This window comes from Streptomyces yaizuensis (assembly GCF_034961445.1).
GTDB classification, from domain to species: Bacteria; Actinomycetota; Actinomycetes; order Streptomycetales; family Streptomycetaceae; genus Streptomyces; species Streptomyces yaizuensis.
The window spans coordinates 928,453-951,572 of the sequence record NZ_BSBI01000001.1 but is presented as its reverse complement, the minus strand read 5'-3'; the positions used below and the strand labels follow the sequence as shown (position 1 = coordinate 951,572).

The 23,120-nt window shown below is 74.2% G+C and carries 20 protein-coding genes; 13 read left to right on the top strand and 7 right to left on the bottom strand.

Translation table 11 applies throughout. The features are described 5' to 3' along the window. Positions 1–2: 2 nt before the first annotated feature. The 4 genes from SYYSPA8_RS03520 to SYYSPA8_RS03505 all read left to right on the top strand — a co-directional run bounded on the left by SYYSPA8_RS03520 (position 3) and on the right by SYYSPA8_RS03505 (position 3,444). The gene (locus SYYSPA8_RS03520; protein ID WP_323445401.1) at positions 3–863 is read left to right on the top strand and encodes a (2Fe-2S)-binding protein; all 861 of its coding nucleotides are present in this window, start codon (positions 3–5) and stop codon (positions 861–863) included. Positions 864–886: 23 nt separating this feature from the next. Beyond that, positions 887–2,077, top strand: a complete 1,191-nt coding sequence (locus SYYSPA8_RS03515) for a cation:proton antiporter (RefSeq protein ID WP_323445400.1) — start codon at positions 887–889, stop codon at positions 2,075–2,077. Between the two features lie 218 nt (positions 2,078–2,295). Then, positions 2,296–2,526 carry a DUF6296 family protein gene (locus tag SYYSPA8_RS03510; RefSeq protein WP_323445399.1) on the top strand — a complete coding sequence of 77 codons (231 nt, stop codon included), beginning with the start codon at positions 2,296–2,298 and terminating at the stop codon, positions 2,524–2,526. Between the two features lie 186 nt (positions 2,527–2,712). After that, positions 2,713–3,444: a DUF2470 domain-containing protein gene (locus SYYSPA8_RS03505; RefSeq protein WP_323445398.1), complete on the top strand. Its 732-nt coding sequence runs from the start codon at positions 2,713–2,715 to the stop codon at positions 3,442–3,444. 195 nt (positions 3,445–3,639) lie between these two features. Here SYYSPA8_RS03505 and SYYSPA8_RS03500 read toward each other — a convergent pair whose 3' ends face one another. Next, positions 3,640–4,089, bottom strand: coding sequence for an SPW repeat protein (locus tag SYYSPA8_RS03500; RefSeq protein WP_323445397.1), 450 nt, complete (start codon positions 4,087–4,089; stop codon positions 3,640–3,642). A gap of 352 nt (positions 4,090–4,441) precedes the next feature. Here SYYSPA8_RS03500 and SYYSPA8_RS03495 point away from each other — a divergent pair, with 352 nt between their 5' ends. Continuing rightward, on the top strand, positions 4,442–5,251 hold the full coding sequence (locus SYYSPA8_RS03495) for a hypothetical protein (RefSeq protein ID WP_323445396.1): 810 nt from the start codon (positions 4,442–4,444) through the stop codon (positions 5,249–5,251). A 105-nt stretch (positions 5,252–5,356) separates the two neighbouring features. Here SYYSPA8_RS03495 and SYYSPA8_RS03490 read toward each other — a convergent pair whose 3' ends face one another. Beyond that, a complete protein-coding gene (locus SYYSPA8_RS03490; protein ID WP_323445395.1) occupies positions 5,357–6,586 on the bottom strand; it encodes an MFS transporter in 1,230 nt (409 codons plus the stop codon). Between the two features lie 341 nt (positions 6,587–6,927). On the opposite strand from SYYSPA8_RS03490, the gene SYYSPA8_RS03485 reads away from it, so the two are divergent. Together SYYSPA8_RS03485 and SYYSPA8_RS03480 are read left to right on the top strand one after the other, a co-directional pair. Continuing rightward, positions 6,928–7,443, top strand: a complete 516-nt coding sequence (locus tag SYYSPA8_RS03485) for an SRPBCC family protein (RefSeq protein WP_323445394.1) — start codon at positions 6,928–6,930, stop codon at positions 7,441–7,443. Between the two features lie 148 nt (positions 7,444–7,591). Beyond that, positions 7,592–9,841, top strand: a complete 2,250-nt coding sequence (locus SYYSPA8_RS03480; RefSeq protein WP_323445393.1) for an ATP-binding protein — start codon at positions 7,592–7,594, stop codon at positions 9,839–9,841. 98 nt (positions 9,842–9,939) lie between these two features. On the opposite strand, the gene SYYSPA8_RS03475 is transcribed toward SYYSPA8_RS03480, so the two are convergent. Then, positions 9,940–10,857: a LysR family transcriptional regulator gene (locus SYYSPA8_RS03475; RefSeq protein WP_323445392.1), complete on the bottom strand. Its 918-nt coding sequence runs from the start codon at positions 10,855–10,857 to the stop codon at positions 9,940–9,942. A 100-nt stretch (positions 10,858–10,957) separates the two neighbouring features. After that, positions 10,958–11,248, bottom strand: coding sequence for a hypothetical protein (locus SYYSPA8_RS03470; protein ID WP_323445391.1), 291 nt, complete (start codon positions 11,246–11,248; stop codon positions 10,958–10,960). Between the two features lie 660 nt (positions 11,249–11,908). Here SYYSPA8_RS03470 and tdh point away from each other — a divergent pair. Both tdh and SYYSPA8_RS03460 read left to right on the top strand, forming a co-directional pair. After that, the gene (gene tdh, locus SYYSPA8_RS03465; protein ID WP_323445390.1) at positions 11,909–12,937 is read left to right on the top strand and encodes an L-threonine 3-dehydrogenase; all 1,029 of its coding nucleotides are present in this window, start codon (positions 11,909–11,911) and stop codon (positions 12,935–12,937) included. Positions 12,938–13,132: 195 nt separating this feature from the next. Beyond that, positions 13,133–14,314, top strand: coding sequence for a glycine C-acetyltransferase (locus tag SYYSPA8_RS03460; protein ID WP_323445389.1), 1,182 nt, complete (start codon positions 13,133–13,135; stop codon positions 14,312–14,314). A gap of 164 nt (positions 14,315–14,478) precedes the next feature. Here SYYSPA8_RS03460 and SYYSPA8_RS03455 read toward each other — a convergent pair whose 3' ends face one another. Both SYYSPA8_RS03455 and SYYSPA8_RS03450 read right to left on the bottom strand, forming a co-directional pair. Beyond that, positions 14,479–15,591 (bottom strand): DUF6397 family protein, encoded by a 1,113-nt coding sequence (locus SYYSPA8_RS03455; protein ID WP_323445388.1) that lies wholly within the window; start codon positions 15,589–15,591, stop codon positions 14,479–14,481. Positions 15,592–15,700: 109 nt separating this feature from the next. Next, on the bottom strand, positions 15,701–16,105 hold the full coding sequence (locus SYYSPA8_RS03450; RefSeq protein WP_323445387.1) for a roadblock/LC7 domain-containing protein: 405 nt from the start codon (positions 16,103–16,105) through the stop codon (positions 15,701–15,703). Between the two features lie 303 nt (positions 16,106–16,408). On the opposite strand from SYYSPA8_RS03450, the gene SYYSPA8_RS03445 reads away from it, so the two are divergent. Further along, positions 16,409–16,981 carry a GNAT family N-acetyltransferase gene (locus tag SYYSPA8_RS03445; RefSeq protein ID WP_323445386.1) on the top strand — a complete coding sequence of 191 codons (573 nt, stop codon included), beginning with the start codon at positions 16,409–16,411 and terminating at the stop codon, positions 16,979–16,981. Positions 16,982–17,048: 67 nt separating this feature from the next. Here SYYSPA8_RS03445 and SYYSPA8_RS03440 read toward each other — a convergent pair whose 3' ends face one another. Then, positions 17,049–17,231: a hypothetical protein gene (locus SYYSPA8_RS03440; RefSeq protein ID WP_323445385.1), complete on the bottom strand. Its 183-nt coding sequence runs from the start codon at positions 17,229–17,231 to the stop codon at positions 17,049–17,051. 260 nt (positions 17,232–17,491) lie between these two features. On the opposite strand from SYYSPA8_RS03440, the gene SYYSPA8_RS03435 reads away from it, so the two are divergent. The 3 genes from SYYSPA8_RS03435 to SYYSPA8_RS03425 all read left to right on the top strand — a co-directional run bounded on the left by SYYSPA8_RS03435 (position 17,492) and on the right by SYYSPA8_RS03425 (position 23,088). Next, positions 17,492–20,512, top strand: a complete 3,021-nt coding sequence (locus SYYSPA8_RS03435) for a DEAD/DEAH box helicase (RefSeq protein WP_323445384.1) — start codon at positions 17,492–17,494, stop codon at positions 20,510–20,512. Further along, positions 20,509–21,927, top strand: coding sequence for an SWF or SNF family helicase (locus SYYSPA8_RS03430; RefSeq protein ID WP_407705889.1), 1,419 nt, complete (start codon positions 20,509–20,511; stop codon positions 21,925–21,927). Before SYYSPA8_RS03435 ends, SYYSPA8_RS03430 begins: the two co-directional genes overlap by 4 nt. 567 nt (positions 21,928–22,494) lie before the next feature. After that, complete coding sequence (locus tag SYYSPA8_RS03425; protein WP_323445383.1) at positions 22,495–23,088, top strand: N-acetylmuramoyl-L-alanine amidase; 594 nt, start codon at positions 22,495–22,497, stop codon at positions 23,086–23,088. Positions 23,089–23,120: the final 32 nt, after the last annotated feature.

Below are 23,120 nucleotides of genomic sequence, written 5' to 3'. Positions count from 1 at the left end.
CCGTGACCCTGGCCCCGGTGCTCACGTCCGCGGGAGCCGCGCTCAGCTGCTCCACCCTGCTCTCCGCCGGCTACCGCAGACTCACCGCGCTGTGCGAAGCCCTCCAGCTGGAGATCGCGGATCCCCACGCACCCGCCGCCCAGGGCTGGATCGACGGAGCCGAACTGGCTCTGCGGCCCGAACTGCTCGACGCCTTCCTGGACGGGGAGGACCGGCGGATCCGGGAGCGGTACGGGACCCGGGCGCGCCCCGACGTGGTCGCCTCGCGGGCGCTGCACGGCTTCCTCTGGGCGGCCGCCCTGGTCATCAGCGGACCCTGGTACCTGGAGCGCCGCGTGCCCCGGCCGCGCCCCGACCAGCTGTGGGTCAGCCGGACCGGGGACCGTTACGCGGTGGTGCCGGGCGGCTTCTCCTGTCTGCCCGACGACCCGGCGGCCGGGCTGCCGGGAGTGCGGGTGATGTCCGGCGAGGCGTCGCTGCGGGACGAGCTGCGGGCGGCGGTCGCCGACCACGTACGGCCGCTGCTCGCCGCGATCGGCCCCCGCGTGCGGCGCGGCCCGCGCGCCCTGTGGGGCATGGTCACCGACGACCTGGTCTCCGGGATCTGGTACGTGGGACGCGTGCTGGGCGAGGAGGACCGGGCGGTACGGGAGGCCGAGGCCCTGTTGCCGGGGGCGGTCGGCCCGTACCCCGGCGGGGCGGCCTTCCGCCGGCTGACGGGCCGTGAGGGACGCTCGTACCCCACCCGGACCCGGATGGGATGCTGCCTCTTCTACGCCATCCGCCCGGCCGAGGCGTGCGCCACCTGCCCCCGGACGGATGACACCGAGCGGCTGCGCCGCCTGGAGGGGACCGCGTCCTGACCGCCGTGCGGTAGACACGGCCCATGGCGCACCCGGGCACCCTCCTGCTGATCATGGCGGTCGCCGTACTCGCCCCGGTGCTCGCCCACGGCGTCGGCCGCCGGCTCCGCGTACCCCTCGTCATCTTCGAGATCGGGCTGGGGATCGTGATCGGCCCGGACGTCCTGGACTGGGCCCGGTCCGACGCGGTCGTCGACACCCTGTCCCGGCTGGGCCTGGCGATGCTGATCTTCCTCGCGGGGTACGAGACCGACTTCGCCGCGATCCGGGGCGGCGTCCTGCGCCGTGCGCTGGGGGCGTGGCTGATCTCCCTGGCCCTGGGCCTCGGGATCGCGGCGGCGCTCGGGCCGTGGGAGGCGGCCCTGGTCGTCGGGACCGCCCTCACCAGTACCGCGCTGGGAACCGTCCTGCCGATCCTGCGCGACAGCGGCGATCTGCGGGGGCGGTTCGGGACGGTGATGCTCGCCTTCGGAGCGGTCGGCGAGTTCGGCCCCATCATCGCCATGGCGCTGCTGCTCAGCGGGCGGGCCCCGGCCGAATCGGCCGTGCTGCTGGCCGCGTTCGCGGCGGTGACGGCGGTGGCCGTGGTGTGGGCGCTGCGGCCCCGGCCGCCGTGGTTCTCCCGGATCATCGCCGGGACCCTGCACAGCAGTGCCCAGTTCGCGGTCCGGTGGGTGATGCTGGTGCTGGTGTCGATGCTGGCGCTGGCGGCGGTGTTCGGGCTGGACACCCTGCTGGGGGCGTTCGCCGCCGGGGTGCTCACCCGGCTGGTCCTCACCGGGGCGGCGCCGGAGAGCAGCGCGGAGATCCTGGGCAAGGTCGAGGCGATGGGGTTCGGGTTCCTGGTACCCCTCTTCTTCGTGGTCACGGGGATCGAGTTCGATCTGCGCGCGCTGCTCTCCGGCGGCCGGGAGGCGGTGCTGCTGGGCGTGTTCCTGCTGCTCTTCCTGGTGGTGCGCGGCGGGCCGGTGTATCTGCTCGCGCCGCGCGCGCTGAGCGGGCCGGACCGCCGGGCGCTGACGCTGTACGCCGCCACCTGTCTGCCCCTGGTGGTGGCGATCACCACGATCGGGACGGAGGACGGCTCGGTGGGTTCGGGCGAGGCGGCGGCGATGGTGGGCGCGGCGATGGTGTCGGTGCTGCTCTTTCCCCTGGCGGCGCTGCGGCTGCGGGCCGGGCGGAGCGCCGCCGGGGTGGAGGAGGAGGTCTGGTGAGGGACCGGGCGGCGGCCGCTGCGGGGGCTTCGGGTGCGCGGGCCACTTCGAGTACTCCGCGCATTCCGTGCATTCCGGGTGCTCGGGGTGCTCGGGGTGCTCCCCAGGCGCGTGCCCTCCGGCCGGGTCACGATGGGACGCGGAGAGACACCCGTACACAGCGGGCCAGGACAGGCGCGGTCGGCGACCGCCCCGGCGGAGCCGTCGCAGGAGGACACATGGAGTACGCGGAACGGTATGAGCTGGTCTTCCAGGCATCGGGCGCGGAGGACGACTCCGTCGTGGTCACGCGCACCGACCGGACCGGCGCGGGCGGCCATCCGGTCTACGAGGACGAGACCGGGATCGTCCGCGCGGAGATCACCGAGCGCGGCGAGGTCCGGATGCTGGCGAGTGGCGGACACCAGGCGCCCGGCCTGCCGGTGACGGTGCGGCCGCTCGGCGGCTGACGGGCAGTGCGCGGGGCGCCCGGGTCACGTCAGGAACCATGCCGAAGCCGTACGGAAGTCTGCACGGCGGCTGCCGGAACAGGCGGCCGGCCGACCACATGACGGACCGGGCTTGGCGATCGACCATCCGACGGATTAGGTTAGGCATACCTAACTATATCGATGTGCGGAGATGTGGAGCCCCGGATGCGCCGTCTGTTCAACGCCCCGCCCGCGGAACCGACCGGCGCCGAGCGCGTCCGGTCGATCCTGGCGGCGGCCGACTCCATGACCGTCGTCACCGACGAGGGCCGCACCGAGGTCTCGCGGCTGGACGGGACGGGCGGCCCGGAGCGGGTCCACCTCCACCCCGCGTCGTCGCGGGGGTGGGACGCCGCGCCCGATCCCGCCGAGGGCACGGCGGTACGCGCCACCCTGGAGTTCACCGACATCGCCCCCACGGCGGTGCGCGACCGCGTCCGGGCCCGGGTGCTGCTGGCCGGATGGCTGCTGGACCCGGCGGAGCACAACCGGTCCGAGGACAGCCGGTGCCTGGAGTTCTCCCACGCCGTCCTGGACACGGCGGGCCGGCGGACGACCGTGGACCTCGCGGATCTGATGGAGGCCGAGACCGACCCGCTGGCGACCTGCGAGGCGGGGATGCTCACCCATCTCACCGACGACCACGGCGATGTCGTCTCGCTGCTGCTCCGCCTGGTCAAGCCGCGTGCCGCGCAGAAGGTGCGGCGGGCCATGCCGCTGGCCATCGACCGGTACGGCATCACCATGCGGCTGGAGTACGACAACGGCCACAGCGACGCGCGGCTGTCCTTCCCCTCGCCGGTGCGGGACGCCGACGAGGCGGGCGAGCGGATCCACGCGCTGTTGAACCAGGCCCGTGCCCGGTCCGCCAGGAACTGGCTGCTGAGCGACTCCTGACGGTACGCCGTGACCCGTCCGGCGCGCGGGTCGGAATGTCGTCGCGGTGGGGATCCAGCCCGGTGGACCGCTCCCGCTCCGGGCGGGGGCGGTCCACCGCACGTCCCCCGCGCCGGCCACGACCCGTCCCGAAGGCCCACGGCCCGACCGGAACCCGCCGGCCGGAAAGCGCCCGTGGCGGCCCCTGCCCCTCTCTCAGCGGGCACCGTGCCGCGTACGGCCGCTCCGTATCGCCACCATGGTGCAGACGACCCCCAGCAGGAAGGTGAGCCCGCCGAGCACGGCGTTGGTCCAGATGACCCCCGCGTCCGGGCTGCTGCCCACGATCCAGGGCGCGATGACCAGCCAGATGCCCATCGCGCACATGGCCCAGCTCAGCCCGTACATCCGCTCCGGGGTGACGGTGAAGCCGAGGGCGAGGACCACGATCGCGACACCCATGATCAGGTTGTGGGTCGCCAGCGCGGGCTGGCCGCCCGCGAAGTGGACGACCCACGGGGAGACGGCGCACGCGAGGCCGACCAGGAACACCGGCCCGTCGACCAGCGCCACATCGCGCCCGCCGAGGACCTTCGCATAGCGGTCACGCATCTCGCCGATGTCGGGATGCCCCGCCAGATCCCCCCTGTGTGAGACGCCGGCCATACGACTCGCCTCCTTCGACGCGTTGCATGTGCGACCGGGAAGCGCTGCGATCAGCGCCCTTCTATTGTGCGCTTATCTCTTCTTTATTGGTAGCTGATCCGGAATATCATCTTTTGCGTGGCTGCGGTATGCCGGGTCCGGGATGGGGCGGGCCGCGGGCCCGGACGGGTGGCGGTTCGTCACACGGATGCACCACCCCGGCCGGGTACCGGAGTTCGGCGGGAAGTCGCTGGTCACAGGGGGATCCGGCGGGCAGTCGGCGCAATCGCGGACCTGCGGCGCGGTTGCCGCGCGCCCGGGGCGCTCCACACGGTGAGGACGAGTCCGTCCCACCCTCGTAAGGAGCCCTTCCATGCGTTTCGCCCCGCTCTCCCGGGCACTGGTGCCGTCCGTGCTCTGCGCCACGGTGGTCCTCGGCGCGGCCGGTACCGCCTGCGCGTCCACCCCCGCCCTTTTGCCGGAAGCCGGACCGGGGCGCGCCGCGGCCCTCGCCGACGACGATGTCGTACCGGCCCATGTCAGGGAACTGCTCGCGCTGATCGAGGCGGCGACCTCCGGAGAGTCGGCGGCCGGTCCGTACGCGACGGATCTGCCGGGGCTCCAGGAGGGCCTGGCCGGGCCTGATCAGAGCGCGCTCCTGACGGCTCCGACGGGTGACGGCGCCGAGGACGGCGGGGCCGACGCGCTCGCCGCGTTCCGCGCGGAGCTGGAGCGGCTCGTCGCGGACGCCACGTCCGGACTGGCCCGTCCGACCAGCCAGACCCTGCCCACCTCGGACGGCCTGCTCACGGCCGCCCTCGCGGCGACGGCGGGGAACACCACGGCCCTGACTCCGGCGCAGGACCAGCCGGCGGCGCTGCCCTCCCTGCCGTCGCTGCCCGGACTCGGGCAGCTCGGCCAGCTCGCCCAGCCGGGCCAGTCCGGGCAGCTCGGGCAGTCCGGCCAACTCGGCCAGCTCGGGCAGTTGGGTCAACTGGGGCAGCTGGGGCAGTCGGGGTCGGTGCCGGCGGCGCAGAGTGCCCCGGCGGGCCTGTCGTCGCTGCCGCTGCTGGGGCAGCTCGCGCCGGGCTCCGGCACCCAGGCGTCCCCGTCCGCACTGCCCTCGCTGCCGCTGCTCGGGCAGATCACCCAGCTCGTGCAGGCCGTCTCGGCCGGTTCCTGACCGGCCGCCGAGGGGGCGGGCCCACCCGGGTCCGCCCCCTCGGCACGCGCACCGGGGCCGGATCTCCCCCTGCCGCCCCCGGTACGGCCGGTACGGACGGACCGGTCAGCCCCGCCGCGCCACGGGCTCCGCCGGGCGGGACACGGCACCCCGGGCCCGTACGGGCGTACCCGGTCCGACCGTCGCCGCGGCCGTACGGCGCTCCAGACGGCGGGAGACGACGGCGAGGACCAGCGCCGTCGCCGTCAGCAGCGCGCCGACCCCGTTGGGCGCGGTGTATCCGAAGCCGGCCGCGATGACCAGTCCGCCCAGCCAGGCGGCCAGCGCGTTCCCGAGGTTGAAGGCGCCGATGTTGACGGCCGACGCCAGGGTGGGGGCGGCCGCGGACCGGTCGAGCACCCGCTTCTGGAGCGGCGCCACGGTGGCGAATCCCAGCCCGCCGACCAGGGTGATCGTCACCGCCGCCGCGAACCGGTCGTGGGCGGTGACGGTGAAGAGGGCGAGGACGAGGGTGAGCCCGCCGAGCGAGAGGTACAGGAGCTGCACCGGCGCCCGGTCCGCGTACCGGCCGCCGGCCAGATTGCCGACGACCATGCCGATGCCGAAGAGCACGAGCAGCCAGGTGACCGACGTGGCGTCGTACCCCGCGACCTCGGTCATCATCGGTGCGACGTAGGTGAGGGACGCGAAGACCCCGCCGAAGCCGAACACGGTCATGCCCATAGCCAGGAGCACCTGGACGTCGCGCAGGGCCGCCAGTTCGTCGCGGAGGCGCACTCCCGCGGGCCGGGGCAGCTCGGGCACGAACCGGGCCACGCCCAGCAGCCCGACGACCCCGAGGGCGGCGACCGCGAGGAAGGTGACGCGCCAGCCGGCGCTCTGGCCGACGGAGGTGCCGAGCGGGACCCCGACGACGTTGGCGACGGTCAGGCCGGTGAACATCAGCGCGATGACCCCCGCCCGCTTCCCGGGCGCGACGAGTTCCGCGGCGACGAGCGAGCCGATGCCGAAGAACGCGCCGTGGGTGAGCGAGGCGACGATCCGGCCCGCGAGCATGACCTCGTAACCGGGCGCGAGCGCGGAGAGCGTGTTCCCGACGACGAACAGCCCCATCAGCAGCACGAGCATCCGGCGGCGGGGGACCCGGGTGCCGAGCGCGGCCATCAGCGGCGCGCCCAGGACCACTCCGAGCGCGTACCCCGTCACGAGGAACCCGGCGGTCGGCAGGGAGACCCCGAAGTCGGCGGCGACCTCGGGCAGCAGCCCCATGATCACGAACTCTGTCATGCCGATGCAGAAGGCACCGAGAGCGAGGGCGGGCAGGGCGAGGGGCACCAGGACCTCCAGGGGTCATTGCCTGAGCCAGTAACGTGCGTACACATTAATTGCAGACGCACTTACTTGCAAGCGCCGCTCATTTGCGTCCGTACGCTCCACGCGCGCCGACGTCGCCGTTCGGCGGCGCGGGCGGGGTGTCAACACGGCGCGACTGAACGTCCGTTCAGCCCGCGGGGCGGCAAGATCGTCCTACCGATGGGTAATATGAGTGCTCCCGGGTCGTGCGCCGCCCGGCCGGCCGGCCCCGGACAGGAGACGTCCCCCAGGAGGCGTCGGCATCCGCTCCGGGGGCAAGGGCCCCGCACAGCCCTCGTTCTCGACGGATCGGAGTCTTCTCCATGCCACGCACCCTCGCGGTCTCGGACTGCATCGTCATCCAGGCCGCCCCGGCCGCCATCTACGCACAGGTCAGCAACCCCGCCCTGATGGGCCGCTGGAGCCCGGAGAACCTGGGGGCCACGGTGCGCGGCGGGGACCGGGACGCCCATGTGGGCATGGTGTTCGACGGCCACAACCGGCGCGGGCCGCTGCGCTGGACGACCCGGTGCACGGTGACGGCCGCGGTCCCCGGGCAGCGCTTCGCCTTCCGGGTGCACGCCATCGGCAGGCGGCGGCCGGTGCTCCGGGGGCGCATCGCCACCTGGGAGTACCGCTTCGAGCCGGTCGACGGCGGCACCCGGGTGACGGAGACATGGCGGGACGACCGGCGGGCCTGGCCGGACGTCCTGGCCCATACGGTCGACCGGCTCATGACCCGGGGGCACACCTTCGCCGACTTCCAGCGGGGCAACATCCGGCGGACCCTGCGCAATCTGAAGGACGCGATGGAGGGCCCCCACCACCGGCCGTCCTGATCGGAAGGACCCGCGCCGACGCGGGTCCGTGGCGGGCGCGGGTCCGTGGCGCCTCCCGGCGGGCCTCCGTGGCATCCATGCATCCATGCATCCATGCATCCATGCATCCGTGGCATCCGGCGGATCCGAATTGCGGGACACTACAGGTGTGTTGGGACATCTCCCCGAGGACACGACCAGTTTCGTCGGACGGCGGCGCGAGCTGGGTCTGCTGGACGGGGCACTGCGGCAGCACCGGCTGATCACCCTCGCGGGCTGCGGCGGAGTGGGCAAGTCACGGCTGGCGCTGCGGGCCGCGCGCCAGGTGCGGACGGCGTTCCCCGACGGGGTGGCCTGGGCGGACCTGGCGCCGCTCTACGGCGATCGGCTGCTGGTGGCCACCGTGTCGAGCGCCTGCGATCTGTCGGACCACACGCCTCGGATGCCGGCGGACGCGTTGTGCGAGTGGCTGGCGATGAAGCAGGTACTGCTGGTGCTCGACTCCTGCGAGCATCTGCTCGCACCCTGCCGGGCCCTGGTGGGTGATCTGCTGACCGCGGTCCCCGGGCTGACCGTACTGACCACCGGGAGGGAGCCCCTGGGCATGGCCCCCGAACGGGTCCTGGATGTGGAGCCGCTGCCGGAGAGCGGGCCGGAGGCGCGGGAACTGTTCCGGCAGCGGATGGTCTCGGCGCTCCGGGGCCCGGGGCGATGGGGCTCCGGGCCCAGCTCCAGGCCCGGCTCCGGCACCGGCCCCGGCCCCGGAGCGGAGGCGGACCACCGGGCCCCCGGAGGCGACGACGGGACGGCGGGCGGCGACGGTGCCGAGGCGGGCGGCGAGACGGGTGACGGGGCGGGCGGCGGCGCTGTGCCCGGTGGCGTGGGCGGCGCCGGGCGGGCGGCGTGGACCGAACGGTACGACCCGGAGGCCGCCCGGTGGATCTGCCACCGGCTCGAAGGCATCCCCCTGGCGCTGGAACTGGCCGCCGCCCAGGCGGCACGCACCGGCACGGCGGACATCGCCGAACGGCTCGCGTCCCGCTTCGACGTCCTGAGGGCCGACGACACCGCCGTGGTACGGCCGGAGCGGCACCGGACGATGGTCACCACGATCGGGTGGAGCCATGAGCTGTGCTCCCCGCCGGAGCGGCTGCTGTGGGCGCGGCTCACGGTCTTCCGGGGCGATTTCGACGAAGGGGCCGCCCGTGCGGTGTGCGCGGGCGGGCCACTCGCCACCGAACGGATCAGTCCGCTCCTCGACCGGCTGACCGCCGCCTCCGTGATCTTCGCGGTCAAGGCCCCCGGCGGGGGCGGCGTCCGCTACCGGATGCTGGACACCATCCGCGACTACGGGCGGATCTGGCTGCGTGAACTCGCGGAGGAGCGGGCGGTCGCCGACCGCCACGCGGACCACTTCGTCCGCTTCGCCGAGGAGGCCGACGCCGCGTGGCTGGGCCCGGAACAGGCGCACTGGTACCGGCGGGTCGGCGACACCCATACGGATCTGTGCACGGCGCTCGACCATCTGCTGACCGCCGACCCCGGGCGCGCGCTGCGGCTGGCGGGGCTGGTCGGCTTCTTCTGGAGCTGCTGCGGCCATCTGCACGAGGCCCGCGGCTATCTGGAGCAGGTCATCGCCGGGCACCCCGGCAGCGGTCCCGACCGGACCCGGGCGCTGTGGGCGCTCGGGATCGGCGCCACCCTCCAGGGCGAGTACGGGACGGCACAGGAGATCAGCACGGCGTGCACCCGTTCCGCCCGCGACACCGGTCAGGCGGCGGGGATCCTGGCCGCCGCGTATCTCGCGGGCCTGCTCGCCCTGCTGACGGGCCGCCCGCTGGACGCCGAACGGATCTCCGTCGAGGCGCTGGAGGCCACCGGTTACGAGCCCTTCGACTCCGCGGACGGGCTCCGCTGCCATCTGGTGCGGGTCTTCGCGCTGACCGGGCTCGGCCGGCTGGCGGAGGCGCGGGAGCGGGCGCTGTGGCTGCGCCGGGGCTGTGTGGAGCGCGAGGAGTCGTGGACGCGCGCGTACCTCGACTACCAGCTGAGCCTGATCGCGCTGTTCACCGGTGCGGCGGAGCAGGCCGCCGAGCACGCGCGGGCGATGCTGACCTGCAAGCACGGCATCGGTGACAGCTTCGGCATCGCGCTGGGGCTCGATCTGCTGGCGGCGGCGATCGCGGCGGGCGGGGACGGCGAGCGGGCGGGGCTGGTGTACGGCACGGGGCAGGCGTTCTGGAGCACCGTGGGCCATCCTCAGCGCGGCACCCCGGAGCTGGCCGCCGTACGCGAACAGTGCGAGCGGGCGGCGCGGACCGTGGCCGGTGACCGCGTGTACGAGCAGGCGTTCCGGGAGGGGGCCGGGGCCGATCTGGAGTCCGGGCTCAAGGCCGCCCTGGTACCGCCACCGGGCTGACCCCGGCCCGTCGCTCCGACGGCGGGTTCGGGTGGGTCGGGGTGGCGGGGTTCGGATGGTGGCCGGGTCCCGGCCCGGGGCCGGCCCCGGGCCGGTCGTCAGGTGCTGGGGAGGGCCGTCGCGGCGCGGGCGAGCGCGTCGAGCACCGGGCTGATCAGGGGGTGGTCCTCGGCTCCGCGCCGTACGGCGGCGAAGACCCGGCGGGTCGCGGCCGGGCCCGAGACCGGGCGGACGACCGCGTCCGTCAGCTCCATGCCGCGCAGCGCGGAGCGCGGGACGAGCGCCACGCCGGCGCCCGCGCCCGCGAGGGCGACGACGGCCCGGAAGTCGTCGGAGGAGTGGACCAGCCGGGGCTGGAAACCGGCCAGCTCGCAGGCGAGGAGGACCACGTCGTGGCAGGGGTTGCCGGGGTAGGGGCCGATCCAGTCGCTGTCGGCCAGCTCGGCCAGGGCGACCGGCGCCCCGGCGGTCCCCAGTGGGTGATCGGCGCGGAGCACCGCGTCGAAGGGTTCGGCGTAGAGCGGCACCCGCGCCAGCCGTGGATCGTCCGCGCCGGGCGCCCCCCGGTACTCGACGGCGACCGCGAGGTCGGCCTCGCCGTCGAGGACCAGCGGCAGGCTCTCGTCGCCCTCGGCGTCGCGGACCCGGACCCGGATGCCGGGGTGCCCGGCGGCGAGCAGCCCCAGCGCGGGGGCGACGACCTCGGCGATACCGGTGGCGAAGGCGGCGGCCGTGACCTCTCCGGCGGCTCCGCCCGCGTACGCCGCCAGCTCCGCCTCGGCCCGCTCCAGCTGGGCGAGGACCGCGTGGGTGTGCCCGAGCAGGATCTCGCCGGCGGGGGTCGGTCTGACCCCCTTGCCACCGCGGATCAGCAAGGTGTGCCCGGTCTCCTGCTCCAACGCGCTGAGCTGCTGGGAGACGGCCGAGGGCGTGAGGTAGAGCGCGGCGGCCGCGGCGGTCACCGTACGGTGGTCCGCCACGGCCCGCAGGATGCGCAGCCGTCGTGGGTCGATCACCGGACCATTCTGTCAGCAGACCGGAGGCAGACCTTCCGGAGGCGGATCCTCCGCGGATCGTGGGCAGGGGCGGGCGCCCCCGGGGCCGGAGGGGGCCGCATCAGGCGGCGCGGTGCGGGACGGGTGGGACGGTGGCGCCGCCGCCCAGTTGGACGGCATCGACCACGGCCTGGTGCAGGGCCCGGCTCTCCTCCTCCGTGTCGCAGGGCGTGGGGCTGCCCGACATGGTGAACCAGTCCGACGCCCCGCTGTACTGGACGGCGACGCGCGCCTCGTCCGCCGCCCAGGTGGTGTGCACGGTGAGATCCCCGGTCAGTACGCCGACCTCGTCGGTGAGGACTCCGCCGCGCCCGGAGTACACACCCGTGGTCGTCCACGATGCCCAGCTCATCCTCCCAGGCTCGCACCGTGGCGACGGATGTGCGAACGAAGTACCCGGGGCCCGTCCGCACACCTCTCGCCCCCTGGTGGACGGCCCCCGGGCACGGGGGAAAACGGCCCGTGAGGGTGCGGGGCGGACCAGGGCGGGCCAGGGCAGGACGGCGGTGGCGCACGGGCGCGAGGGGGCGGGGGCGAGGGGGGGCGCTGCGGCCGCAGGAAACGGCCTGGCTGCGGGAGACCTGCCGGGATCGGCCCCGGAAGGGGCCGGGGAGCCGGGGCCGGTCCCGGCAGGCGCCGGGAGCCGGGAGCCGGGACCGCACGGGAGCAGATTCCGGGGAGGTGAGGGAAGGGGCCGGATCCGCCCGCATCGGATCCGGCCCCGCACCGGCGGCCCGCCGCCGTCGCCCCGGCGGCTGTGGCCGTACGGCCCGGAGCACACCCGCAGGTGTGCGCCCCGGGCCGCCGCCTTCCCGGTGCTGCCCAGCGGCCACGGTATGTAGCTGTGCTTGGGGACCGCTTAAGAAATCCTCGATGGACTCCCGGGGCCACGCTGGGCAGATTGGTGCGAGCCCGATGGTCAGCGCTGTCGTACATTCTCGCCATGGGCACTAAGTCCCATTGATTCGCATTTGTCATGATTTCTTTCGCGATCATGCCTGGAGCCGCCCCCATGAAGGCACTTGTCAAGCAGTACGCCGAGCCCGGCCTGTGGCTCATGGACGTACCCGAGCCGGAGATCGGACCGGGCGATGTGCTGATCAAGGTGCTGCGCACCGGCATCTGCGGCACCGACCTGCACATCCGCTCCTGGGACGCCTGGGCCCGGCAGGCCGTGGACACCCCCCGCGTACTCGGTCACGAGTTCGCCGGGGAGGTGGCCGCCGTCGGCGGCGATGTCCAGGACATCGCCGTCGGTGACATCGTGAGCGGCGAGGGCCATCTCGTCTGCGGCAAGTGCCGCAACTGTCTGGCCGGCCGGCGCCATCTGTGCCGCAGCACGGTCGGACTGGGCGTCGGCCGCGACGGCGCGTTCGCCGAGTACGTCGCCCTCCCCGCGTCCAACGTGTGGGTGCACCGCACCCCGGTGGACCTGGACATCGCGGCCATCTTCGACCCCTTCGGCAACGCCGTGCACACCGCGCTCTCCTTCCCGCTGGTCGGCGAGGACGTGCTGATCACCGGCGCCGGGCCGATCGGCATCATGGCCGCCGCCGTCGCCCGGCACGCCGGAGCCCGCAATGTCGTGATCACCGACATCAGCGACGCCCGCCTCGACCTCGCCCGCAAGGCCGGCGCCACCCTCGCCCTGAACGTCTCCGACCACGACATCGCCGAGGCACAGCGCCGGCTCGGCCTCAAGGAGGGCTTCGACATCGGCCTGGAGATGTCGGGCCGGCCCGAAGCCATGCGGGACATGGTCGACAACATGACCCACGGCGGCCGGATCGCCATGCTGGGACTGCCCGCCGAGGAGTTCGCCGTCGACTGGGCGAAGATCGTCACCTCGATGATCACCCTCAAGGGCATCTACGGGCGCGAGATGTACGAGACCTGGTACGCCATGACCGTGCTGCTGGAAGGCGGACTCGACCTCACCCCCGTCATCACGGGAAGCTACGGCCACGAGGAATTCGAGGCGGCCTTCGACGAGGCGGCCACGGCACAGAGCGGCAAGATCATCCTCGACTGGACCCGCTGACCACCCCGCCCGCCCCGCCTTCCCCAGGTGGGTGGGGGGAGGGGCCCCTCCCCCCACCCCCTCCCCTCCCCCACCCCCGTTCCCCCCCGTCCCCCGTCCGCCGTCTCCGGCACGGGAAACCCGACCGTCTTCGCCGGTCGGGCGTCGGCCCGCGCGCCGGGCGCCCGTCCGCCACCCATCAGGGAGCACCCGCCCATGTACGCATCCGTCCGCGACGAACTGCGCACCGCCCTCGACGAGATCCGGGAGGCCGGTCTTTACAAGCCCGAGCGGGTGATCACCACCCCGCAGAGCGCCACCGTCTCCGTCGCCTCCGGCGAGGTCCTCAATTTCTGCGCCAACAACTACCTCGGTCTCGCCGACCATCCCCAGGTGGTCGCCGCCGCCAAGGGGGCGCTTGACCGCTGGGGCTACGGCATGGCCTCGGTCCGGTTCATCTGCGGCACCCAGGATGTCCACAAGGAGTTGGAGGCCCGGCTGTCGGCCTTCCTGGGGCAGGAGGACACGATCCTGTACTCCTCCTGTTTCGATGCCAACGGCGGTGTCTTCGAGACGCTGCTCGGCCCCGAGGACGCGGTGATCTCCGATGCTCTCAACCATGCCTCGATCATCGACGGCATCCGGCTCTCCAAGGCGGCGCGGCACCGCTATGCCAACCGTGACCTCGCCGATCTGGAGCAGCGCCTCAAGGAGACCCAGGACGCCCGCCGCCGGCTGATCGTCACCGACGGGGTCTTCTCCATGGACGGCTATGTGGCGCCGCTCGCGGAGATCTGCGATCTCGCCGACCGGTATGACGCGATGGTCATGGTGGACGACTCGCACGCGGTCGGGTTCGTGGGTCCGGGCGGCCGGGGCACGCCCGAGCTGGCGGGTGTCATGGACCGGGTGGACATCGTCACCGGCACGCTCGGCAAGGCGCTCGGCGGGGCGTCAGGTGGCTATGTCGCCGCGCGGGCCGAGATCGTCGCCCTGCTGCGTCAGCGGTCCCGTCCGTATCTCTTCTCCAACTCGCTCGCCCCGGTGATCGCGGCCGCGTCGCTCACGGTCCTCGATCTGCTGGAGTCGGCCGGGGAGCTGCGGGAGCGGCTCGCCGCGAACACGGCTCTGTTCCGGCGTCGGATGTCCGAGGAGGGTTTCGAGATCCTGCCCGGTGACCACCCGATCGCGCCCGTCATGATCGGTGACGCGGCGGAGGCGGGCCGGATGGCGGAGTTGCTCCTGGAGCGCGGGGTCTATGTCATCGGTTTCTCCTATCCGGTGGTGCCGATGGGTCAGGCGCGGATCCGTGTGCAGTTGTCCGCGGCGCACTCGGCACAGGACGTGGAGCGGGCCGTCGACGCGTTCGTGGACGCGCGCCGGGAGATGAACGGCTGATCCGCCGGGTGCGGCGGGCCGTGCGGGGCTTCTCCTCTCCGGGGAGGGTGTGCCGCGCCCGGGTCGCCGGGCGCGGGCGGGGGTGGTGCCGGCCGTGCCGTGGACCGGTCCCGTCCCGCAGGGGCGGGACCGGTCCTCCGGTGCTCCGGCCGGGGCGGTGGTGGTCATCGCCCCGCCCCGGTGGGGTCGCCGGCCGGTCGGGGCCGCCGCAGGCGCAGCCGTTCGAGGAGGCTGCGGCCGGGGCGGTGGCGCGGCCGGTCCCGCTGTGCCCGGGGGGTCGTGGCTCGGATCGGGGGCCAGGTGGGCCGCGGTGACCGGGTCGGCGGCCGTGTGGTGCCGGGCTCCGGGTGCCGGGGGCCGGAGATTTCCGGCGGTGCGGTGGCATGGGGTGCGGTGGTCCCGGGTCCCTCGTCCGGTACGTCTTCGGGGTGGGGGCCCCATTCCGTGAGGGGGTGCGGGTGCTGCCCGGTCCCGGGTGGGTCGGCGGGGGCGGGCGGTGGTGCCTGGGTGGTGACGTGCCGTCCGGGCAGGGGCGCGGGCCCGGTGGCTCGTGCTTGTCGCAGTTCGTCGGCGAGGCCGGCCCGGAACCAGCGGGTCTCGTCGGGGTGGTCGGCGCGTGCCAGTCGCTCCGCCGTGTCCCGCGCGGTGGCGGAGCGTGAGCCGATGCCGTCCGGCGGGGGTGCGAGGAAGCGCAGGCAGGAGTATTCGACGGGATCCGGCACGAGGAGGGTGAGGAGGTCCGGGCCGAGTGCGCAGGCCAGGACGGCCGCGCGTTCCCAGGGGTCGCGGGCCGAACTCAGCAGCAGTGCGGTGCGCTGGGCCCGCCAGGTGCGGGCGCGGTGGTCCTCGCCGCTCTCCAGGAGGGTGCGCTGGTGGGCGGGGGTGCGGCCGGTGAGTGCCTGGGGCCGGGTGGCGGCGAAGGTGCGCAGGTCGTCGGCGAGGTAGCGCCAGACCACGGCGTGGTAGCGGTTGGTGTAGAAGGTGATCGGGGCAATGTGGCCGAGGCGGGCGAGCCGGGTGAAGCGGGCGGGGCCGATGCCGAGGAGCGCGGCTCCGTCCCGGGTGCCCACGGTCCTGACGCGCTCGCGCAGGGCTTCGGGGAAGCCGGCCATGGCGCGCAGCCGGTCGGTTTCCTCGCGTGTGACGCGGAGCGGTCCGCCGGGTGTGCGGGGCGCGGTGCGGATCAGGCCCATCCTGATGGCCAGGTCCGTCTCGGCCCGCCGCAGGTCGAGGAGGCGGGCCGCGCCTGTGGGTGTGAGTGTTTCCTGGTGTGTCATGTGTGTCTCCCCCGTGAGCGGTGTGTGCTCTCGGGGACGACGATAGATGGGTCGGGCGAGTCTTGGGCGGGCCTGTGGATAACTTGGTCTGTGTTGCTGTTTTTGCAGGTCAGCGGCTGTCAACAGTGGGCTGTCTGGCGGCGACGCCCAGGTGTTCGCCGACGCGGTTGACCATGAGGGTCATCTCGTAGGCGATCTGGCCGACGTCGGCTTCGGCCTCGCTGAGGACGCAGAGGCAGCTGCCGTCCCCGGCGGCGGTGACGAAGAGCAGGGCCTCGTCGAATTCGACCATGGTCTGGCGCGCGCGGCCGGCGCGGAAGTGGCGTCCGGAGCCGCGTGCGAGGGAGTGGAGGCCGGACGAGACCGCGGCGAGGTGTTCGGCGTCCTCGCGCGCGAGTCCTGTGCTCGCTCCTGTCACCAGGCCGTCGTTGGACAGCACCAGTGCGTGCTTGATGTGCTCGATCCGTTTGGTCAGGTCGTCGAGCAGCCAGTCAAGTGCGTTGTTCAGCGGCATCGTCGGTCCTCCCCGCTCATACGTTCCCCGCGTTGCGGTAAGCCTTTCGTACCGGCGACGGCACGGCAAGGCGCAACGGGAGCACGGGATCGCGCACACGGGGAGCGTACATTCGACCGGCATATTCCCTTACGGGGATCGGCGGTTGCCGCCCCGTGACGGCTGCCGATTTCTCCTGGAATTCCCCGGGTGGGCAGGTCGGTCGGGAGACGGTCGACCGGCGGCGCCGAATCGGGCGGGGGAATTCCCGGTCGCGGGGATATCCGCTGGCGTGCGCCCCGGAGCGCGGGCAAGGATGTGATCATGAGTGTGTTCCTGGAGACCGAACGCCTGACCCTGCGCGCCGTCACCGGGGCCGACCTCGACCATGTGTTCGCTCTCGACAGCGATCCCGAGGTGATGCGCTATCTGAACGGGGGCCGGCCGACGACCCGGGAGACGGTCCGCGACACCGTGCTCCCCCGGCTGGCGCGCGTTGTCCCGTGCACCGGCAGGCCGGGCTTCTGGGCTGCCGGGGAACGCGCGACGGGTGCCTTTCTGGGCTGGTTCGAGTTCCGGCCGGTGCGCGACGACGACGCGACGGTGGTGGAGCTGGGATACCGGCTCAACAAGGCGGCCTGGGGCCGCGGTTACGCCACCGAGGGCGCACGTGCCCTGATCGCCGGGGAATTCGCGGAACCGGGAGCGGAGCGCGTCTTCGCGACGACGATGGCCGTCAACACCCGTTCACGGCGGGTCATGGAGAAAACGGGACTCCGGTATGTCCGCACCTTCTTCGGTGACTGGCCCGACCGTATCGAGGGATCCGAGTACGGCGAGGTGGAGTACGCCCTGACCAGGGAGGAATGGCGGCGCGGGACGGAGGAGGCGGGGTGAACGCGCCGGCGGTGCGCGCATCCCGCGGGCCCACGGCCCGGCCGGGCGCGACCCGCGCGCCGGGCCGTCAGCGCCCCAGTTCCTTGCGGGAGACCTTGCGGAGCCTGCGGCGCTGGCCCGGGTCGAGCAGGAAGTACGCCGCGGTGGGGACCCCGATCACCACCAGCAGCGAGAGCCAGAACCCGAGCAGCGGCATCAGCAGCAGCCCGATGGCCACTCCCCCAACAATGATCTTCGTACGTGCCGTCATGCCGATGCCTCCTCGCAGGGTGGCCCGCCCCCGCGCGGACCCTCTGTCCGGAGAACGCGCGGGCGTCCCGTCCGGTTCCCGACCAGCACCACAGGCGCGCGACCTGTCCGCCGGAACGCCTCCCGTCCGTACAGTCGACCATCAGCGTCCACCATGAAGTGAGGGGCATCACACCCCATGAATCCCCCCGAGCGGCCCCTCTTGTGTACTATCGGCGACTCTCGGCTCCACTAGTCAAGTTTGAGGAATGCGTCATCGCTGTGCACAGCCCCTCCGCGGCAACGACCTCCCCCGACCCGCTCGACTCCCCCGACCCCCTCGCCGGCGCCTGCGCGGTCTTCCTCCCGGGTGAGCCTGCCCGCGAGGGCCGGGTTGCCCTCTGGCACCCCGCCGGCACGCCGGTCCCCCACCCGTCCCTGGCCCCGCGCACCCCGGCGGCCCCGGACGCCTCCGGCGTCCCGGACACGACCACCGCACCGACGGCGGGGGCGGCCGGGACGCTGACCGTCGTCGGCGAGGACCTGCGGCCGCGCACCGTGCCCGCGCTCCTCCTCGCCGTCCCGGAGGCGCTGCCCCTGCTCACCCGGGCCCGCATTGCCCCCGACGCCTCCCCCTCCCTGGCGTTCTGGGGCGCCGCCGCGGTGCTGGCGCTCCATTTCACCGCCCGTGGCCTGCTGCTGCCGGGGCTGACCGCCCAGGACCACGACTCGTGGCGGATGGGCCCCCTGTCCGCCGAGGACCTGGAGGGGATCCGCGCGCTCGCCGCGGCGATGCCTCCGGCCGCCCACGCCGTCCCGCTGGAGACCGGGGCGGGTGCCCCGGTACCCGGTGTGCCGCTGCTGCCGGAGCCGGAGCGGCTGCTGCGCTCCTTCCTCGACGCGGTCGCCGACGTACTGCCGCGTACCCCGGCGGCGGCCACCGCGGCCGGGGGTCCGGCGTTCGCCGCGACCGAGCTGCGGCCCCGGCCGGAGCTGCGGGCGTGGGCCGCCGACATCGCGGCGGCCCACGACGCCGCTGTCCGCATCTCCCTGCGTCTCGAACTCACCGAAGACCCGTTCACGTCCGCCGGCGGCGAAACGGCCGCGGAGCCCGGTTTCCGGGCCGTGCTCCAGATGCACAGCGCCGACGACCCGACCACGGTCGCGGACGCCGCCGACGTCTGGGCGGACGGGGACGGCCACCACGGCGCGTTCGGTCCGCGCGCGCGGATGGACGCGCTGCTCGCCCTCCGCCGGGCGGTACGGGCCTGGCCCGCGCTGACCCCGCTGCTGCGGGAGGCCGTGCCCGACGCACTCGATCTCGCCGACGAGGACGTGGCCGAACTCCTCGGCGGCGCGGCCGAAACCCTCGCCGCCTGCGGAGTCGCGCTCCACTGGCCCAAGGAACTGTCCGACCGGCTCACCGCGCGCGTCGTCGTCGGCCTGCCCGGCGACCACCCGGCGCCCGGCGCGGAGCCCGCGGCGGGGGACAGCGGCGTCGGCGGCAGCGGCTCCGGTGGGTCCTCATCGCTCTCCTCGCTGCCGTCGCTGCTGGGGGCGGGTGCCCCGTTCGCGCTCCGGCGCCATCTCGCGCTCGGCGACCGGCCGCTGACCCGGCAGGAACTCGACCGGCTGGCCGAGACGAAGCGGCCGCTGGTCCGGCTGCGCGACCAGTGGGTGCTCGTCGACCCCGACGAGGTCCGGTTCGCCCAGGACCCCGCCGACGGCGGGATCTCCGCCGCCGACGCCCTGCACGCGGCGCTGACCGGCACCGTCGAACTGGACGGCCGCCCGGTTCAGGCCGAGGCGGCCGGCGCCCTCGCACGGCTGCGGGACAGGATCGCCGACCCCGAGGACGGCAGCGGAGCGGCGCAGCCCGCCGCGCTCGCGGCGACCCTGCGCGATTACCAGCTGCGTGGCCTGAACTGGCTGGACCGGATGACCGGATGGGGCCTCGGCGGCTGCCTCGCCGACGACATGGGACTCGGCAAGACCATCACCCTCATCGCCCTCCATCTGCGCCGCCAGGAGGAGGAGTCGACCGCGGGCCCCACCCTGGTCGTCTGCCCGACGTCCCTGCTGGGCAACTGGCAGCGGGAGATCGAACGGTTCGCGCCCGGCACCCCGGTGGTCCGCTTCCACGGCTCCTCCCGGAACCTGGACCGGCCCGCCGACGGCTCGTTCGTCCTCACCACGTACGGCACCATGCGGCTCGACGCCGAACGGCTCGGCCGTACCACCTGGGGACTGGTCGTCGCCGACGAGGCGCAGCACGTCAAGAATCCGTACTCGGCGACCGCGCGACAGCTGCGCACCCTGCCGGCGAAGGCCCGTGTGGCCCTGACCGGAACCCCCGTCGAGAACAATCTCTCCGAGCTGTGGGCGATCCTCGACTGGACCACCCCGGGGCTGCTCGGCCGGCTCGGCACGTTCCGGCGGCACGTCGCGCAGGCGGCTGAGGGCGGCGATCCGGCGGCGGCCCGGCGGTTGGCGGCGCTGGTACGGCCGTTCCTGCTGCGCCGGCGGAAGTCGGATCCCGGGATCGCGCCGGAGCTGCCGCCGAAGACGGAGACGGACCGTGCCGTGGCCCTCACGCCCGAACAGGCGGGCCTGTACGAGGCGGTGGTCCGGGAGACCCTGGAGGCGATCTCCGGAGCGCACGGCATGGAGCGGCGCGGTCTGGTGGTGCGGCTGCTGACGTCGCTGAAGCAGATCTGCAACCATCCCGCCCAGTACCTCAAGGAGGAGAGCCCCGTGCTGGGCGGGCGTTCGGGCAAGCTGGAGCTGCTGGACGAACTCCTCGACACGATTCTCGCCGAGGGGGCGAGCGTGCTGGTGTTCACCCAGTATGTGCAGATGGCGCGGCTGGTGGAGCGGCATCTGGCGGCGCGGGGCATCGGGACGCAGCTGCTGCACGGCGGTACGCCGGTGGCGGGGCGCGAGGCGATGGTGGCCCGTTTCCAGCGCGGTGAGGTCCCCGTCTTCCTGCTCTCCCTGAAGGCGGCGGGCACGGGTCTGAATCTGACCCGGGCGGAGCATGTCGTCCATCTGGACCGCTGGTGGAACCCGGCGGTGGAGGCGCAGGCGACGGACCGCGCGTACCGCATCGGGCAGACCCGTCCGGTCCAGGTCCACCGGCTGATCGCCGAGGGCACCGTGGAGGACCGGATCGCGGCGCTGCTGGCACGCAAGCAGGAGCTGGCGGACGCGGTCCTCGGCTCCGGGGAGGCCGCCCTGACGGAGCTGAGCGACGCGGAACTGGCGGAACTGGTCGAGCTGCGAGAGGACGGCGGACGCCGATGAACGACGGATACGGCGCCTACGGCCGCTACGACGAGCAGGACATGCACGACGAGGGCGACGACGGCTTCAGCGGCCACGACGAGGGGGAGGACACGGCGGACACCAACGGCACCAACGGCGGGAGCGGCGGTCCGGACGGCGAGCGGACGTTCGCCGCAATGCCGCCCGTCAGCGGGCGGGGTTTCGCCGGCACGTGGTGGGGGCAGGCGTGGCTGTCCGCTCTGGAGGGGACGGCGCTCGACTCCGAACAGCTCACCCGGGGCCGCCGGATCGCCCGCTCGGGCGCCGTCGGGGCGGTGTCGGTGCGGCCCGGCCGGATCACCGCCGTGGTGCGGGACCGGGACGGCACGGGGCACCGCGCCGACGTTCTGCTGACCGAGCTGACGGAGCCCGCCTGGGAGCGGTTTTTGGACATGGCGGTGGACAGCGCCGGGCATATCGCGGCGCTGCTGGACCGGGAGATGCCCCCGCATCTGGTGGAGGACGCGGCGACGGCGGGGGTGGACCTGCTGCCGGGGATCGGCGATCTGGAGCCCGAGTGCGGCTGTGGCGCCTGGGACCTGTGTCCGCACACCGCCGCGCTCGCCTACCAGCTGGCCCGGCTGCTCGACCGGGACCCGTGGGTGCTGCTGCTGGTGCGGGGGCGTGGTGAGCGGCGTCTTCTGCGCGAGTTGCAGGAGCGCAGCGCGGCGCGGGCGGCCGGGGCCGTGGAGGGGGGTGCCGGGGGCGGGGTACCGCAGGAGCCCCGGGGCGTACCGGCGGACCGGGTGTACGCGGCGGCCGGTTCGCTGCCGCCGCTGCCCGCCCCGGTGCCGGTGCCCGGGGCTCCGGGTCCGGTGCCGGTCCTGGACGCCGAGGCCGATCCGGCGGGGATCGATCCGCGGGCGCTGGGGTTCCTGGCCGGTGATGCCGCCGCGCGGGCCCGGCGGATGCTCCTGGCGGCGCTCTCCCCGGAGCACGGACGCCGGCCGGGACCGGCGTCACCGGTCGGTGGGCTGACGTACGACCAGGACGCGGTACGGCTGGCCGCCGCGGCGCCGGGGCCTGCGGTCCTGGCGCGGCTGGCGGCCGGTACGGGACGGCAGCGGGCCGGTCTGGAGACGGCTGTACGGGCCTGGCGTGCCGGGGGCGCGGACGCGCTCGCGGTGCTCGACGGGGTGGGCCCGCCGGGGCCGGTGGTGCTGGACCGGGCTGCCGCGGCGCTGGAGTCGGCCTGGGAGGGCACGGAGCGGCCCCGGCTGCGGGCCGCCGGCGCGGGGCGCTGGACGGTCGTGGGCCGGGACGCGCAGCTGCGGGTGGGTGCCGACGGCCGCTGGTGGCCGTTCCACCGGGAGGCGGGGCGCTGGGTGCCGTCGGGGCCCTGCGCGGGGGATCCGGCGGCGGCGCTGGCGGAGGCCCTGGGCGAGACGGGCTGAGCGTCCCCGGGGGCGGCGGATGCGGGACGGCCGCCGCCCCCGGGATGCCGGCTGCCCCGGCGCTGCCGCGGGGTCGGTCCTCCCGATACCCGCCGGGGAGGGGCCCGTACCCGCACGGCGGGCGTCGGTACCGGTATACCGCGTCAGGGACCGGTGGGCCGTCGGGCGTACCGGTGCGGTGCTCCGTGTGCCGCCGGTCCGGCCCGCGCCCCGTCCGGCGTTGTGGACCGGGGCGGCGGGCGGTCGGCCGGACAGCGCTCACCCGTCACCCCCCTTTATCACAGATGGGGTTGATTCGCGCCGAGTTGCGGGGAACTCCTTCCCCACGGCGTTCCGTCGCCGTACCGTGGTGCCGCCCGAACCGGTCCGTTCCCCGTCCGCGTGATCCCGTGAAGCCGACTGAAGCCGACACCCCCATCACCGTCCCGGCGGCACCGCCGACACGGTGCGGCGCCGACATCCCCGGCGAACCGCCTCCGGCAGGAGATCCTGCTGGCGGCCTCCCCGGTGTCGCGCGGCGGAAGGCCGTCGTCCCCGTCCCCGCCCGCGACGGTCTGGAGAGGCTCCATGGAACGCAGAGACGTACTGAGGGCCGCCGCGGCCGTGTCCGCCGGGGCCGCGCTGCCGCCGCTGGCCGGTGCCCCCTCGGCCGCCGCGTACCCCCGGCCGGAGCGGGCCGACGATCCGGGGGCGCTGTGGGTCCCGGCGTCCGCGTCCAACCGGACGGCGTCGAACCGCCCCTCCGCGTACCGGATCACCCATGTGGTCGTCCATGTCACCCAGGAGACCTTCGACGACACGCTCGCCATCTTCCGCGACCCGGCCCGCAGGGTCTCCGCGCACTACGTGGTGCGCTCCGCCGACGGGGTGGTGGCCCAGTGCGTACGGGAACGGGACATCGCCTGGCACGCGGGCAACTGGGGGTGGAACACCCACAGCGTCGGTATCGAGCACGAGGGCTGGGTGGACCGGCCGGCGTACTTCACCCCGGCGCTGTACGAGCGGTCCGCCGCGCTCACGGCGGCGGTCTGCGACCGGTACGGCATCCCCAAGGACCGTACGCACATCATCGGCCACCACGAGGTCCCCGGCGCCACCCATGGCGACCCCGGCGCCTTCTGGGACTGGACCCGCTATGTCCGGCTGGTCAACGTCGCCTGACGGAAGGGCCCGTGCCGCCGCGCGCGACCATG